The sequence below is a fragment of the Paenibacillus sp. BIC5C1 genome (assembly GCF_032399705.1).
Taxonomy (GTDB): Bacteria; Bacillota; Bacilli; order Paenibacillales; family Paenibacillaceae; genus Paenibacillus; species Paenibacillus taichungensis_A.
In genome coordinates, this window is record NZ_CP135922.1 from 4,410,723 (window position 1) to 4,425,128 (window position 14,406).

General features: G+C 47.4%; 14 protein-coding genes and 1 other annotated feature. Of the genes, 4 read left to right on the forward strand and 10 right to left on the reverse strand.

Annotated elements, in window-relative coordinates; translation table 11 throughout:
• Positions 1 to 81 precede the first annotated feature (81 nt).
• The 7 genes from RS891_RS19510 to RS891_RS19540 form a co-directional block, all read right to left on the reverse strand.
• The gene (locus RS891_RS19510; RefSeq protein ID WP_315792946.1) at positions 82 to 1,332 is read right to left on the reverse strand and encodes a putative amidoligase domain-containing protein; all 1,251 of its coding nucleotides are present in this window, start codon (positions 1,330 to 1,332) and stop codon (positions 82 to 84) included.
• A gap of 113 nt (positions 1,333 to 1,445) precedes the next feature.
• Positions 1,446 to 2,006 (reverse strand): outer spore coat protein CotE, encoded by a 561-nt coding sequence (locus RS891_RS19515; protein ID WP_076289080.1) that lies wholly within the window; start codon positions 2,004 to 2,006, stop codon positions 1,446 to 1,448.
• A 75-nt stretch (positions 2,007 to 2,081) separates the two neighbouring features.
• Positions 2,082 to 3,059 carry an aromatic acid exporter family protein gene (locus RS891_RS19520; RefSeq protein ID WP_113052092.1) on the reverse strand — a complete coding sequence of 326 codons (978 nt, stop codon included), beginning with the start codon at positions 3,057 to 3,059 and terminating at the stop codon, positions 2,082 to 2,084.
• Positions 3,060 to 3,511: 452 nt separating this feature from the next.
• Positions 3,512 to 4,303: an ABC transporter permease gene (locus RS891_RS19525; protein ID WP_371121628.1), complete on the reverse strand. Its 792-nt coding sequence runs from the start codon at positions 4,301 to 4,303 to the stop codon at positions 3,512 to 3,514.
• A 38-nt stretch (positions 4,304 to 4,341) separates the two neighbouring features.
• Positions 4,342 to 5,136 carry an ABC transporter ATP-binding protein gene (locus RS891_RS19530; protein WP_113052091.1) on the reverse strand — a complete coding sequence of 265 codons (795 nt, stop codon included), beginning with the start codon at positions 5,134 to 5,136 and terminating at the stop codon, positions 4,342 to 4,344.
• A 30-nt stretch (positions 5,137 to 5,166) separates the two neighbouring features.
• Positions 5,167 to 6,168, reverse strand: a complete 1,002-nt coding sequence (locus RS891_RS19535; protein WP_113052090.1) for an ABC transporter substrate-binding protein — start codon at positions 6,166 to 6,168, stop codon at positions 5,167 to 5,169.
• Positions 6,169 to 6,315: 147 nt separating this feature from the next.
• A complete protein-coding gene (locus RS891_RS19540; protein WP_315792947.1) occupies positions 6,316 to 7,830 on the reverse strand; it encodes a carboxypeptidase M32 in 1,515 nt (504 codons plus the stop codon).
• Between the two features lie 225 nt (positions 7,831 to 8,055).
• Here RS891_RS19540 and RS891_RS19545 point away from each other — a divergent pair, with 225 nt between their 5' ends.
• From RS891_RS19545 to RS891_RS19560, 4 genes are all read left to right on the forward strand, one after another.
• Entirely contained in the window at positions 8,056 to 8,619 is a 564-nt protein-coding gene (locus RS891_RS19545) for a beta-class carbonic anhydrase (RefSeq protein WP_113052088.1), read from the forward strand.
• A gap of 186 nt (positions 8,620 to 8,805) precedes the next feature.
• A complete protein-coding gene (locus RS891_RS19550; RefSeq protein WP_113052087.1) occupies positions 8,806 to 9,372 on the forward strand; it encodes a PadR family transcriptional regulator in 567 nt (188 codons plus the stop codon).
• A 99-nt stretch (positions 9,373 to 9,471) separates the two neighbouring features.
• Entirely contained in the window at positions 9,472 to 9,978 is a 507-nt protein-coding gene (locus tag RS891_RS19555) for a hypothetical protein (RefSeq protein WP_315792948.1), read from the forward strand.
• A gap of 5 nt (positions 9,979 to 9,983) precedes the next feature.
• A complete protein-coding gene (locus RS891_RS19560) occupies positions 9,984 to 10,262 on the forward strand; it encodes a YxcD family protein (RefSeq protein ID WP_024630486.1) in 279 nt (92 codons plus the stop codon).
• A 154-nt stretch (positions 10,263 to 10,416) separates the two neighbouring features.
• On the opposite strand, the gene tyrS is transcribed toward RS891_RS19560, so the two are convergent.
• The 3 genes from tyrS to RS891_RS19575 all read right to left on the reverse strand — a co-directional run bounded on the left by tyrS (position 10,417) and on the right by RS891_RS19575 (position 14,074).
• On the reverse strand, positions 10,417 to 11,676 hold the full coding sequence (gene tyrS, locus RS891_RS19565) for a tyrosine--tRNA ligase (protein WP_315792949.1): 1,260 nt from the start codon (positions 11,674 to 11,676) through the stop codon (positions 10,417 to 10,419).
• A gap of 120 nt (positions 11,677 to 11,796) precedes the next feature.
• Positions 11,797 to 12,018, reverse strand: a binding site (T-box leader).
• A 60-nt stretch (positions 12,019 to 12,078) separates the two neighbouring features.
• Entirely contained in the window at positions 12,079 to 12,537 is a 459-nt protein-coding gene (locus RS891_RS19570; protein WP_315792950.1) for an Imm63 family immunity protein, read from the reverse strand.
• Positions 12,538 to 12,604: 67 nt separating this feature from the next.
• Entirely contained in the window at positions 12,605 to 14,074 is a 1,470-nt protein-coding gene (locus RS891_RS19575; RefSeq protein WP_315792951.1) for a protein adenylyltransferase SelO, read from the reverse strand.
• Between the last annotated feature and the right edge of the window lie 332 nt (positions 14,075 to 14,406).

Below are 14,406 nucleotides of genomic sequence, written 5' to 3' on the forward strand. Positions count from 1 at the left end.
TCACAGGTTGCTGTTCCATTTCTTCCGTAACGATGATCAAAATCGACTTACTTCTCATTATAACAAAAAAGTGCCCACTCTTCATGAACCTGCTCGAATATTCCAGAGTTTACGTATATCCCGACTCTCGTCCCATGTCCTACCCTGTCTTAACTGGCTAATTAATGGAGCAGCGTAAAGTTCATAACGTTCATAACCATCCATTTGTGTCAGGTCATCCAGCAGTGCCGGAATATGCGCTTGCATCACATCACGGTTGCCTTCATAAAAAGCAGTATGAATAACAGCCTTCGCCAATGGACGTTGACGCAATTGATGGTACCCTCTCGCGATAAGACCAGCCAAAGCAACAACTCCTTTTGCAACGAGAGGAGATACCAGAAAACTGGGTAACGTACGGTATTCGAATCCACCGTAAGATTTCAGTCGAAAATCACCTAGTGCCCCATAACGTGGACGCCGGCCTGATCCTCGCGGATCCTGAAGAACGGCAAGCGGCAGCGCCAGATAATTGTCAAGTGCGCGCAGCAAGTCCCCGTTTAGTGTAACACCACTGAAATGAACATGTCCGCCCAGTGGCAAGCCACGCTGGGGCATTCCCCCTGCCTGCCAGATCAGCGAGTGATCACTAATGCTGCGGGATGCGGCCGCAAAGGCTCTCATCAGATGAGCCAATAACTCGCGCGGCTCAGAGCTGGGGGCAGGTCGCAGTTCGGCTACAGGATATATTCTTCGTCCATTAATCGTCACGGAATCACAGCCAGCTACACCTGTTCGTTCGAGAAATCTGGAGGCGGGCACGATTTTGGATTCCGGCATTTGCACAAGCAGGAATTCAGGGTCCATTCCAAGTATGGGGGGTGCATTACGATGCCGCTCTTCATTCAGTTCGGACTGAAGCTGTTTCCAGCCTGCACGGTACATGGCAGAGAGATCCGTCATGCCCTTCCATGGCCTTGGGTCAATCGAGATGACAGCACATCCACTCTTACCTGACGCTTCCAGTTTTACAGCGCCGTGATCCAATCCAACCGTATACAATGTTTTGGTGGCAAGCCGTTCAATGCGTTTGAATAACGATGATGCCGCTTCACGATCCAAAACACTTTCTTGTGCTCCACCCATGCCACTGGTGTCCCTACGTTTGATGCGAATCGCTTGCAGACAGCATATTTCTACTTCGTAACGTACACGCAGACCCAACTCCCGGTCACGCCTGCCCTGCGATGCCAGCACTTCAATCCCGGATCGTTTTAGGCGATCTGCCCGTTCACGAGGGAGCATGCGTTCATATCGGCGCACCGCCTCCTCGGCCTCATCGATCACATTCATCCTGTCCCACCTCCCGATACTCGCCCAAAAATGAAAAAAGAGGGCTTACGCCCTCTTCACTGCCGCTTGCGGCGCATATGATACCTTAAGTTTATGAATCCGGATCGCTGAGCTTACAGCTCATCGTCAAGCAGGTCGGGATCGAGATCGTCATAATCTCCATCGCCACTGCCGTAGTCATAATCCTTGTCTTCGTAATCCCCACAGCCATCCGTGCACACTTTCACACATACTTTGGTCTCGGCGACCAGTTCAACAGCGAATTCCCGTTCTACCCGGATAATTACGCTGCCTCCACCTGCCGACACCGTGGCTTCCACACAGCTAGGTTCCTGCGTTGCATCCGCAGATACCTCTACGGTGGCGGCCCGGTGTTTCGGGTCCAGATAGGACAAAGGCACATGTTCTACATACGACACCGTTTCTTTGGCTACATCCGTCTGTGAATTTTTGTCATAGGAATACCAAATGTTGATATCGTAAGTACCAATAACTTCAATTCCGTCCCCCGCTGATACGGCTTCATATTGGTGGTTGATAATCCAAGCCCCCAAAATACTGGTCGGACCATGTGGCGGAGTCACGGTATGTGTTACGGTAGAGAACTTACGACCTTTGCCGCAGATCGCCTTCGTGATGATCTCTCTACATTGATGTTTATGACTCAATGACATCTTTAAACCTCCTCCATACAATCATTCTTTACAAGTGTATGCAGGGCATCCGTCTAGGGTGACAACTATTTTCTATTATTCATTTGTAGATTGGGACCGGTCCGATACCGGAGATGGTGCTTTGTCCTTCTTGGCTATTTTCAGATACAGCGCGAGTTCCCGGCACAGCTGGAGAATCGCGGAACGAATCTCGAATTCTTCCCTTGTATCCGGCAACTCCATTCGCTTGAATTCTTCTTGCACATCTGCGAGAAGTTTTTCTGTACGTCCGGTGTAAGATTCAGTGAGAACATCCTGACTGAGCTGGTCGAACAGCTCCGATACCATTTCCGCATGCGGCATCTTCTGATAGATCTGGGATACCAGATGCATCATATGCTGGATGGAATCCAATTGCGTTTTGCGCATATAAAAGTAAACACTCCATCCCTCGTTCGGGTGGATGACCTGATTCTCCAATGAACGTTTGGCTGCTTCAATGCCGCCCAGCACAGCCTTGTCGGCTTCAATCAGTTCTTTCCCTGCCCATACTTCATTCGGATTGCGCAGCGTGGCTGCAAACTCCTGGAAGATAACCGAGAATAATTCATCAATTCTTTTGCGAATACGCAGCATCTGCGGGTCCGCTGCCGGCATATAGGCCAGATTGACAACCATCGCGGAACCGAGACCAATCAGCAACAGCCCAATTTGGATCAAAACCACATGTACGTCCATTTCGCCGCCGCCAAATACCCGGAAAACCACGACAGAACCCGTCACAATGCCTTCCTTGAATCCGGCCCGAACTATCACCGGAAATGCAATCAGTATGTAGACCGCCAGCACCCAATAATGGAAGCCAAGAAAGTGAAAAAGTACACTTGCAAATAAAAGCCCCACTACGGAAGCGAAAAATCTCGCAGATATGGTGCGAATACTTCTTTTTCGTGTCACATCAACGCCGAGTATGGCTAACAAGCCCGCCGATGTTGGTCCGGGCAAGCCGCACCAGTCTGCAATCAGCACGGCCATCAGCGCGGCTATTGCGGTTTTAATTACCCTAAAACCCATCTAACTTCCTCTCCCCTAAGCTGCAAAAATGTCAAAGCCAGCGAGCCATACCTATCCGGGTAAGCACTTGTCCAAGGCCTGATAGCGTGTATTGCCATATGTCATATCCCTAGTATTACACATCCTGCCAAAAACCATTTCTTATATATTCAAAAGAATCATTCTGGAAGAACCATATATCAATTTCGCTGCTGCACTCATAAACGGCATCAACCGACATGCCTATGCATGTCGGTCACAATAACGCGCCCCGGATGAGGGACGCTGGCAATTTGATTGATGCGACGGAAGCCTCTAGGCCCTCTTCTCCAATCGTCGCATTCATTCCGGACTCGCGGAATATTCGTATTAGTATGGTACTTGATTTTACGGGTTCCGGCAACGTGACACCTCTTGTGAAATTGTATACATATCATGAAGCATTCTATTTTGCACAAGCATATTTTGCAGAATTACCTGCGTCCTGCCAGCAGCTTGCGTTCCACATATACAACGAGCTGGTACATCGCTGTAGCTACAGCCGCAATGATCAACAGGCTCGATAAAACAAGGGTAAAGTTGAATACTTGAAATCCATAGATGATCAGATAGCCCAATCCCTGCTTGGCGACCAGAAATTCACCCACAATCACACCGACCCAAGCCATGCCAACGTTTACTTTCAAGGTAGAGACAATGGCAGGAAAGGAAGCGGGTAATACCACTTTGCTGAAAATCTCGGAACGATCCCCACCAAACGTACGGATAACCTTAATGTAGTTCTGATCTACTTCATTAAAACTGTTATACACGACCAGTGTGGTAATAATGACTGTAATGGATAACGTCGTCATGACAATAGCCGTAAACCCTGCACCAAACATGACAATAAAGATTGGACCCAGCGCTACTTTGGGCATGCTGTTGAACACAACCATATAGGGATCAAGCACTTTGGATAAAAAAGGAGACCACCAGATCAGAACCGCAAGCAGTGTTCCGACGAGTGTCCCCAGCAAAAAGCCGACTGCCGTTTCCCCAACGGTTACCCCAACATGCGCCCATAGTTCTCCACTGACGATGTCCTTCCAGATCTGATTGAAAATTTTGCTGGGATAACTGAACAAAAGCACATCAATCCAGCGCAATCTTCCCGCCAGTTCCCACAGCAAAAACATAAACACCAGCATGGACAGCTGCACCGCCAGCACTTTATGTCGCCATCTGGCAACCTGCTGAATATGACTTTGGTGCAGCTGTCTCATCCAATCATCACGCATTTCCTGCTTCTGATTCGTCTGATTCACCCGTTCTTCTCACCTCCTCCGGACTGATCCAGTTCACTCCATAACGCCTGGAACAACTCATTGAACCCTGGCTGCTCCCTCGCGTGAAAAGGCTGTGCGTTTCGCAAATCTTCGGGAATGATAAACTCCTTTCGAATGCGGCCCGGATTACGATCAAGCACAATGACGCGGTCACTGACGGCGATGGCTTCGGACAGATCATGGGTGACAAGCACCGAGGTTTTGCCGGATTTCTTCAATGTGTCCGAGACCAGATCCTCCAGTTGCAGCTTGGTTTGATAATCGAGTGCGGAAAAGGGTTCATCCAGCAACAGTATCCCAGGGTCCGTAGCCAGTGTACGCACCAAAGCTACCCGTTGCCTCATTCCTCCGGACAACTCAGAAGGATACTGGGCTTCGGTTCCAGCTAGACCCATACCTGCCAGCAGCTCACGTGTGCGCTCGCGACTCTCTTCATTGAGCGCACCTGTCAGTTCAAGTCCGATCAGGACATTATCCAAAATGGTACGCCATGGAAACAGATAATCCTGTTGCAGCATATAGCCAATCTGGGCAGACGGACCTTCAATGCGTTTTCCTTTAACCTTGACCTCGCCTGCGGTCGGTGTGAGCAGCCCGGCGATGATCGACAGCAATGTCGTTTTACCACATCCGCTTGGGCCAACAAGACTAACGAACTCTCCTTGGTCGACCTGAAGATTCAAATTTTCGATAACCAGTGATGCTTCACGCTCGCTGACATAGACTTGCGAAATCCCTTCCAGTCTGATCACCGTTTCGGATTCAGGCATACATGCTCACGTCCTTTCCCGAATACCTGGTTACTTCGTTGCTGCTTGTTCTGCATAGGAATTATCGACAATCGTATGAGAATCCACACGCTGTTTCAGTTCTCCCGCAGCACTCATGACGTCCAACAAATTATTCCATTCGTCCTCATCAATAATTGGATCGGTTGCATATGTGCCCTGTTCCTTGTAACGGTTCACACTGCTTACCAGAATGGCCGGATCGATATCTTTAAAATAAGGTTTGATGACTTCAGCGATCTCTTCAGCGGTGTGGGAATCCACCCAAACTTGTGCTTTGTGCAAGCCGTCAGTGAACTTCTGAACGATGTCTTTGTTATCGTTGATATAGCTTTGTTTAGTCATGAAGACCGTATAAGGCAGATGACCACTTTCCGATCCAAACGAGGCTACCACCTTGCCGCGACCCTCTTTCTCAAAGATGGAGGCCTGAGGTTCAAATAGCTGCACATAATCCCCCGTACCTGAAGCAAATGCAGAGGCGATGTTGGCAAAATCCACATTTTGAATCAATTCCAGATCATTCTGCGGATCAATGCCATGCTTTTTCAGCGTGAATTCGCCTGCCATTTGAGGCATGCCGCCTTTTCTTTGTCCGAGGAATGTACTCTGTTTCAGTTGATCCCAATTGAATTCACCTTCGGGATTGCGGGCAAACAGAAACGTTCCGTCCGTCTGTGTAAGCTGGGCAAAGTTAATGACGGGATCTTCTGCGCCTTGTTGATAGACATAAATGGACGTCTCTGCTCCGACCAACGCGATGTCTACTGAACCTGCAAGCAATGCAGCCATCGTTTTGTCTCCGCCAGCCGTCGTCTGAATGTCCACTTCAAGCCCCTGTTCCTCAAAAAAACCTTGGGCCACGGCCACATACTCAGGTGCGTAAAACACTGAACGTGTGACCTCACCAATCGTAATTTTGGTCTCATCCTTATCTTTATTGCAGCTGGTGAGAGCCACGATGATAATGAGCAAAATGACGATGGCCCGGATGAACCAGGGCGTGTATTTCATGATATTTCCCTCCTTCACTGGTTTCAGCTGTTCTCTCTACTATGGATATGCTGATGCCCAGCAAAAGGTTAAGAACTTGCATGCAAAAGAAGAGCCAGGCAATGATGCCCCGCTCTTCAAGAGTTTGATGATGATGTTATAGCTGTTCTACAGCTTGTAAATCTCGGTATATTTCGCTTCCAGATAATCGGCCAAATAGTCCGGGTTCAACTCTTCACCCGTTACGGCCACAATCAGTTCGGAAGGTGTACGGCTTTTGCCATAACGATAAATTTTGTCAGTCAACCATTCCTTGATGGGAATCAGGTTACCTTCGGCGATATAGGCATCGAACTCCGGCATTTCTTTGCGCAGTGTATGTAGAATCTGTGCAGCATACATATTGCCGAGCGAGTATGATGCGAAGTAACCAAAGTCTCCACCCGACCAGTGAACATCCTGAAGCACACCCAGACCATCATTCGGCGGCACAACACCAAGATATTCCTTGTATTTAGCATTCCAGGTTTCCGGCAGTTCCTTAACTTCCAGACCTTCGTTAAAGAGCATTTTCTCAATTTCATAACGAATGATGATGTGCAGATTGTACGTCAGCTCATCAGCTTCAATCCGGATCAGAGAGCTTTCAACTCGGTTAATTGCCCGATAAAATTCTTCCAGCTCAACCTCGTTTAATTGTGGGAAGTGCTGCTGCAGATCTTTATAATATCGTGTCCAGAACGGAAGACTGCGGCCAATCATATTTTCCCAAAGACGCGACTGGGATTCGTGGATACCCATCGACGTTCCTTCGGCAAGAAGGGTACCAGCCAGGCTGTCGTCAATATTTTGCTCATACAGGGCGTGTCCGCCTTCGTGTAGAGAACTGAAGACCGCACTCGTCACATCATCCTGCAAATAATTTGTCGTGATCCGCACATCTCCTGGATTCAGGCCCGTTGCAAATGGGTGAACACTCTCATCGAGTCTGCCGGCTTCAAAGTCGTAACCCATTTGTCCCAGAATAAACAGACTGAATTTTTCCTGTTGATCCTTGTCAAACAACTGGTTCAGGAACTCTGTCTCTGGCTTGTTGGCCGACGCGTTGATCTTCTCTTGCAGGGGTACCAAACGGGCTTTGAGCCGGGCAAATACCGCATCCACCTTCTCTACCGTCAGTTCAGGCTCATACATGTCCAGAAGGGTATCATAACGCGTATCTTTCACACCCCAGTAGTCAATAAACTCTTGTTTTAGCTTTACAATATCGGTGAGGTAGGGCGAGAAACCTGCAAAATCGCTATTATGTTTGGCATCTTCCCAAGCTGTTTCCGATTTGGCGGTAAGTACAGTATAGGCTTGTACTTTTTCCGGTGGTACGGACTGACTGCGATTATATTCTTTCTGGCAATCTTCCACCTGACGACGATCGATATCTTCCAGCTGTTCCAACACCGCTGGTGTTGTTAATGTATCCAGGTAGGATTTCATGTCAGCCGAGGTTTGCAGTTTGAATGCTTCGGTCGACAGCATGCCAAGTGTTTCCGAACGTGTCGGGACACCTTTTTTGGGAGCACCTGTGCGCAAATCCCAGTGAAGCAAACCAATGGCTTCATGATAACTCTTAATTTTGCGAGCCAGATTACGGAAGGATTCCAGCTGTTCCTGTGTTTGTTGTTCCATGGTTAATGTTCACCTCTTCAAAAAAAATATTGGACTCCCTATTGATGATACTTTTTGCAATGCGTATAATCAACTTTTAACAGATGCAAATTGCATTATTCCTCCAAACCGAGGAATAATGCAATTTGCTGACCGTAGTATAATAAAAAACCAAAGGGCGTAGGACAAGCTGCATTTGATGCAAGTGGCCGTGCTCATCGTATTGGATAACAGGAGGCAATAGACATGAACAACATTCAAGAGATTCTGGCTTACAACAAATCATTTGTCGAGACTAAAGAATACGAAAAGTATACGGCAGGCAAGTTTCCAACCAAAAAGATGGTCATCATCACTTGTATGGACACTCGTCTGGTGGAAATGCTGCCCAAGGCCATGAACCTGAAAAATGGCGATGTGAAAATCATCAAAAACGCTGGCGCAATCATTTCTCAACCTTTCGGGTCTGTTATGCGTAGTGTTCTCGTAGCCATCTATGAGCTTGGTGCCGATGAAGTACTGGTTGTTGGACATACGGAATGCGGTATGGCCTCCCTGCACGCGGAGACCATGATTGGACATATGGTTGAACGGGGTGTTTCCGAGGAAGTCATGAGCACATTGGAGAACTCGGGCATACGTTTACAAAAGTGGCTGCGTGGGTTTGACAGTGTTGAAGAAGGGGTAAAAGGTACTGTGGACGTAATCAAGAAACATCCATTGCTTCCACCCAATGTACCCGTTCACGGTATGGTCATCGACTCCTACACGGGCGAACTTGATCTTGTCGCAGATGGGTATGCGCAATAGACATCTCTCTAAATGGTTTTGGGTGCGGACCTCAGGGTCCGCACTCTTTTTTTGTCTAAATTGAGGCAGTTGTTCTGTCAGGTTGTCAAACCATACAGTTTCAGTGTACACTTTTATGAAAGCGGTCAATGAGAACAATTTGCATTGTTTTCGCTGACCCAGCCCTAATATTAAGGAGACATGTGCATGAACATACTTTCCTACGGATTGCTCGGGCTTCTTACCCGCGAGGAGTCATCAGGTTATGATCTAATGCTGAGAATTCAGCCACATTGGCAGGCCAAACACAGTCAGATCTATCCCCTCCTCTCCAAAATGGAAAACGATGAGCTTTTAGCCTCCCGCTGGGTACAACAGTCTGACAAACCAGACAAGAAAATGTATGCAGTCACGGAGAAAGGTATTGAAAAACTGCTGGGATGGATGATCACTCCCGTTACCGCTCCGGTTACGCGCGACGAGTTCAATCTACGCATTTTATGTGTCGGCATTGCGGAAGACGGAAGCATGAGACGCATTCTGAATGAGCGCAAAAACTGGTTTATGGAACGCATCCGTTATTTCGAGGATTTGAAGTCCCGTATCCCTCAGGATAATTTGCGAGTAGGCAGCCGGGAATTCGGAAGTTACATTCTGGTACAAAAAGGGTTAATGAACGCACAAACAGGCATCGAATGGTGTAACTGGGTAACCCAACTACTCGATGGCCAAGCCGCAATTCAGGACCCTTGTCCAAGTATTTCAGAAAAATAAACAAAATTTGAAACGTTCCTGCAAGTTGACCGTATTACTTGAGTAAGGCCCATTTTTGGGCGAATCAAACAAATTAATCGGGGGGTTACGATCTTTACAATGAAGAAAAAATTCGGAATTAAACATCTCATGATGGTTTTCATGGCCTTTACATTGCTGTTCGCAACAGTCGGAGTCGCAAATCCGGATTCTGCTGACGCTAGACGTGGTGGCGGTTTCAAATCGGGAACAAAAAGCTATACCAACACTCCTAAGAAATCCGATTCCAACAGTAATGTGAGCAAATCAAATACAAATAATAACTCCAGCAATGGAGCAGCTACTACCAACCGTGGCGGATTCTTCGGCGGTGGCGGTGGATTTATGAAAGGTATGATGCTGGGCGGTCTTGCTGGTATGATGTTCGGCGGATTGTTCGGTGGCATGGGCGCTCTGGGTAACATTCTTGGATTGCTCGTAAACGTAGCTGCAATTATGCTGATCGTGATGCTAGCAATGGCCCTGTTCAGAGCCATTACGAATCGTCGTAAACCAGCTGCAGATGGTCGTTATGACCGCCGTAATGATCGTGAAGATGATGACCGTAACAGAAACGGACGGTACTAATCTCTATGGTTCTGAGCATGGATGAAATTGTAAACGCGATCTGTATTCACATGGCTGAACGCAAGGGTGTTCGCCCAACCGATGTCAACGTGGAACTGAGCTGGGAAGAAGATACGGGTTATTCGGCTGAAGTCTGGATTCAAGGCCGCAGTCAGTACCTGGTTGAATCTAACATGATCGAAGCGATCCTGCGCTACCTGCACAGTGAATACGACATTCGGGCTTACCGTGAGAATGTAAGACTGGATCTGGATGAAGAGATCACAGCGATTGTGAATCAATAAATGAATAACTAATAAGCCATTTGCGGATGGCATGTAGAAAAGGACCATCTCCATGATGTCAATGACATGATTGGGGACGGTCCTTTTTTTGTGTTGCTTGGGAAGATACAACTTTCTCTACGATCTTCCCAAGCTTCATACTGCACTCCTATGACTACTTCAATTTAACCAGACTGTAGTTTTTCTTGCCTTTGCGGATAATGATGAATTTACCACCGATGGCGTGCTCTGCAGAGACCGTGAATTCCAGCTCTATCACTTTCTCACCATTCATGGAGATGGCTCCTTTGGTGACATCCTCACGCGCCTGACGTTTGGATGGCTCCAGACCAAGATCCACAAGCCAGTCTACAATATTTTTCGCTTCACCATCGGTTTCGAAGGTCGGCATTTCTTTAAACCCCTGCTCGATTTCGTCCGCTGTAAGCGACCGAATGTCTCCGCTGAACAGTGCTGCAGTAATGCGCTTTGCCTGCTCCAGCATTTCGTCGCCATGAACAAATTTCGTCATTTCTTCAGCAAGTGCCTTTTGTGCTTCACGCTTGTGCGGCTCCGTTTCTACCTTCTCAGCCAAAGCTTCAATCTCATCTTTGCTAAGGAACGTGAAGTATTTCAGGTATTTGATTACATCACGGTCATCCGTATTCGCCCAGAATTGGTAGAATTCGAATGGAGTCGTTTTATTCGGATCAAGCCAGATAGCCCCGCCCGCAGATTTACCGAATTTCGTTCCATCTGCTTTGAGCATAAGCGGGATCGTCAGACCATAAGCTTTGGCTTCTGGTCCTTCTTTTTTACGGATCAGGTCTAGACCGCTTGTAATGTTGCCCCATTGATCGGAACCCCCGATTTGCAGCTGTACATCCTCATGTTGGAACAGGTGCAGGTAATCGAGCGATTGGAGAATCTGGTAGGAAAATTCGGTAAACGATATTCCGTCTTCCAGTCTGCTTGCAACCACATCTTTAGCCAGCATCGTGTTGAGGTTAAAGTTTTTGCCGTAGTCACGCAAAAATTCAATCACATTGATTTTGTGTGTCCAGTCGTAGTTGTTGACCATACGTACCTGATTGTCGCCATCCGTTACAAACAGCTTTTTCATTTGTGCAGTCAGAGCGTCCACATTGGCCTGTACTTCTTCCAACGTTTGCAGGGAACGTTCCGATTGACGACCACTTGGATCACCAATAGTACCTGTTGCCCCACCAATCAGAATCACTGGACGGTGGCCAGCCAGTTGGAAACGTTTCAGCATCATGAACGGAATCAAATGTCCGATGTGCATGCTGTCTCCGGTAGGGTCAACCCCGCAGTACAAGGAAACCGACGTTGTCTCGGTCAGCTCACGCAGACCCTCCGCATCCGTCTGTTGGTTAATGGCATCGCGCCACTTCAGTTCATCAATAATATTCATCACAAACAACCCCTTCTCTATGCATTGGTATTAGGCCATGATCTACGTTAATTCACAAGCAGCTACACCGGGTGAGGCTTTTTTTGGACACAAAAAAATCGCCGCCTTGTCTTCAATAGACATAGGGACGATTATCATAACCGTGGTACCACCCAACTTGCACAGACAACAGCTCACACGCTGTCCATACCGCTTTAAGCAAAATATCGTTTGCCATTCCGCTTGGCATTACCCAAGTACTCCAGAGTGTAATTCGCAGCCCTTGTATGTATCAGGTTCCATCAACCCCTGACTTTCTGTAACAGGGACAAAGCCGCTACTGCGCTCTATCAACGTAATTCATGTATTCAATTTATAGCCAGTATAGCCGAACGTTAATATCATTGCAAGGGCAAGTATGCATTACCTCTTCTTCCTTGGTTCCAACCTCTCCAGATCCTGCCGTTTACCCGTCTGATGCCAATACAAGTAAGGATCACCAAGCTGTTGGAAAGCCTTCTCAACACTTTGGGTCAATTCTTGTGTCACTGCGTTTGTGTAATTCAAGTGTGTCTGTTTATTATCCACACCATATCGTTTCAGCAATTCCACATGCGCCGCCGTAAAAATGATATCCTCCAGCAGCCAGTAAATTACTTCTTCCGTCTCTTTCATTCTTTTTTCCAGCATGACCATGCCACGCTCGTATATACGAACTATATATGCATCATCTTCACTCTCTACATATGGAACGCCTTCCCATTTAAAGCTCTCAAACAAACGGTTAATATAGTTCTCTGTCTGCTGCCTGCCGAAGGATGTCTGTTCAAGCAACTGAAAAAGAGTTTTTGCAATATCTGGTTTACTTAGTATGTTGGGCATAAAATCTCCTTTTGACATGTTAATGAAAAAGCTGCCAATGGCAGCCTCTTCATAACAAATGTTCAATTCAGGTTCCACAAAAAGTCCGGTAGGAGGTATCGCATTGCGTAGGCAGTTCCGCGTACTCAGCCTGTTCGGGAGAATGTGCAAATGGGTTTGATAGGACAGCGAGAAGCTTTTCCATCACACTAAGATTTCCGTGATTCTCCGCTTGGTCCAGTGCTTCTTCCACCCGATGATTACGAGGAATCACCGCCGGATTGTTCGATTTCATCAATCGTTGCGATTCTTCTTTCCCTTCCTGCTGTCTGCCTAATCTTGCCTGGCGACGCTCATTCCATTCCGCAAACTCAGAAGTGTCGAACAAGGGAGCTCCCTTAACCGTATCAAAGGTAAGTGCGAGAAACGTATTCGTATAATCTGCACTATGCTTCTCCATCAGTTCAAGAAGATCCCTGATTAGCGCTTCATCCTCAGCCTCTTCATTAAACAAGCCCAGCTTGCTCCGCATTCCCGAGAGCCAGTGGTGATGATACAATTCTGAGAATTGTGCAATAGCATCCTGGGCGATTTGTACAGCCTGTTCTTCATCCTCATGCAGCAGTGGCAGAAGTGTCTCGGCAAACCGAGCCAGATTCCAGCCGCCAATATACGGTTGATTTCCATAAGCATACCGACCTTGCGTGTCGATCGAGCTAAATACCGTCGCTGGATTGTAGGCATCCATAAATGCACACGGCCCATAATCGATGGTTTCACCGCAGATGGACATATTATCCGTATTCATTACGCCATGAATGAAACCAACCTGCTGCCACTTAGCAATAAGTGAAGCCTGCCGCCGGATGACTTCCTGAAGCAACTGAAGATAACGGTTATCCGGTGAGGAGATTTCAGGAAAATGCCGTTCTATCGTATAATCAGCCAGTGCCCGGAGATCATTCGTTGATGCACCACTGGCTGCGTATTGGAAGGTTGCCACACGTAGATGACTTGAAGCCACTCGCGTCAGGATTGCACCAGGTCGCTCTGTTTCTCGTGTAATGTTTTCTCCAGTAGATACGACCGCCAGACTTCGCGTTGTAGGAATGCCGAGTGCATGCATCGCTTCACTAATAATATACTCACGCAGCATGGGCCCCACGGCAGCACGTCCATCCCCTCCGCGAGAGTATGGTGTTCTTCCCGATCCTTTCAGCTGAATATCCACTCGCTCGCCTTGTGGCGTGATCTGTTCTCCCAGCAGTAAAGCACGTCCATCACCAAGCATGTTAAAATTACCGAATTGATGACCCGCATAGGCCTGAGCCAGAGGCTCGGCACCTTTCGGTATCAGGTTGCCTGCAAACACCTCCGCTCCTTCATCACTGTTGAGAACCTCCACATTCAGTCCCAGGCTGGCTGCAAGCGATGAATTGAAGATGATCATCTTCGGTGATTGAACGGGTACCGCTCCCTGAACCGTGAAAAAGGTCTGCGGCAAACGTGCATAACTGTTATCGAAATGCCATCCTTCTATTCGTGTATCTTGTTGCATGTGATCACAACTCCTTTTCTGTAACCAAGCGATATCAGGATATCCCTTCGTTTATTCTAGCCTTGTGAACCAATGCTCATTTATGTAGTCGCATGGAAATTCAACGGAAAGAACATGTGGCATGTTCATGATGAAACTTTAGCATATTTATCTCCCTTTTGCATTCATCCTGTTGTAACTTTCATACCCTGGGCGCCGTTTAAGTTTCAAGGGGTTATGAGCACTGAAAGCAAACCTGCTTATGTTCAATTAACTAAGGAGAAATCTGCCAAACTTTTCGAACTTATCACTGGTAAAAAAGCTTCCAGGGTATGTTGAATAAAAATATCCGA

Excerpts from the sequence above, each read along its gene's own strand:
- RS891_RS19510 (WP_315792946.1), bottom strand. The coding sequence starts at position 1,332 with ATGAATGTGATCGATGAGGCCGAGGAGGCGGTGCGCCGATATGAACGC.
- RS891_RS19515 (WP_076289080.1), bottom strand. The coding sequence starts at position 2,006 with ATGTCATTGAGTCATAAACATCAATGTAGAGAGATCATCACGAAGGCG.
- RS891_RS19520 (WP_113052092.1), bottom strand. The coding sequence starts at position 3,059 with ATGGGTTTTAGGGTAATTAAAACCGCAATAGCCGCGCTGATGGCCGTG.
- RS891_RS19525 (WP_371121628.1), bottom strand. The coding sequence starts at position 4,303 with ATGAGACAGCTGCACCAAAGTCATATTCAGCAGGTTGCCAGATGGCGA.
- RS891_RS19530 (WP_113052091.1), bottom strand. The coding sequence starts at position 5,136 with ATGCCTGAATCCGAAACGGTGATCAGACTGGAAGGGATTTCGCAAGTC.
- RS891_RS19535 (WP_113052090.1), bottom strand. The coding sequence starts at position 6,168 with ATGAAATACACGCCCTGGTTCATCCGGGCCATCGTCATTTTGCTCATT.
- RS891_RS19540 (WP_315792947.1), bottom strand. The coding sequence starts at position 7,830 with ATGGAACAACAAACACAGGAACAGCTGGAATCCTTCCGTAATCTGGCT.
- RS891_RS19545 (WP_113052088.1), top strand. The coding sequence starts at position 8,056 with ATGAACAACATTCAAGAGATTCTGGCTTACAACAAATCATTTGTCGAG.
- RS891_RS19550 (WP_113052087.1), top strand. The coding sequence starts at position 8,806 with ATGAACATACTTTCCTACGGATTGCTCGGGCTTCTTACCCGCGAGGAG.
- RS891_RS19555 (WP_315792948.1), top strand. The coding sequence starts at position 9,472 with ATGAAGAAAAAATTCGGAATTAAACATCTCATGATGGTTTTCATGGCC.
- RS891_RS19560 (WP_024630486.1), top strand. The coding sequence starts at position 9,984 with ATGGTTCTGAGCATGGATGAAATTGTAAACGCGATCTGTATTCACATG.
- tyrS (WP_315792949.1), bottom strand. The coding sequence starts at position 11,676 with ATGAATATTATTGATGAACTGAAGTGGCGCGATGCCATTAACCAACAG.
- RS891_RS19570 (WP_315792950.1), bottom strand. The coding sequence starts at position 12,537 with ATGCCCAACATACTAAGTAAACCAGATATTGCAAAAACTCTTTTTCAG.
- RS891_RS19575 (WP_315792951.1), bottom strand. The coding sequence starts at position 14,074 with ATGCAACAAGATACACGAATAGAAGGATGGCATTTCGATAACAGTTAT.